Origin of the sequence: Streptomyces sp. P17, from assembly GCF_032436805.1 — a bacterium.
GTDB lineage: Bacteria > Actinomycetota > Actinomycetes > Streptomycetales > Streptomycetaceae > Streptomyces.
Genome location: NZ_JAVRBF010001039.1, coordinates 1 through 261 on the forward strand (window position 1 = coordinate 1; position 261 = coordinate 261).

Below are 261 nucleotides of genomic sequence, written 5' to 3' on the forward strand. Positions count from 1 at the left end.
CGCGACCGCGTCCGACGCGGCCGCGGATCTGGTGCAACTGCGACAGCCCGAGCAGGTCTGCGCGGTCGACGATGAGCGTGTTCGCGGTGGAGATGTCGAGGCCGGCCTCCACGATGGTGGTGGAGACGAGCACATCGGCGCGACGCTCCCAGAAGTCGACCATCACCTGTTCGAGGGCACGTTCGTTCATCTGGCCGTGCGCGGTGACGATGCGGGCCTCGGGGATGAGTTCGCGCAGCCTGCGGGCGGTCTTCTCGATCG

Annotated in this window: 1 protein-coding gene; it reads right to left on the reverse strand. The window is 68.2% G+C overall.

Annotation, left to right across the window (positions count from 1 at the left end; all coding sequences use genetic code 11):
- The coding region (locus RMT89_RS43860) for a helicase-related protein (protein ID WP_315889339.1) at positions 1 to 261 on the reverse strand (261 nt) is incomplete at both ends.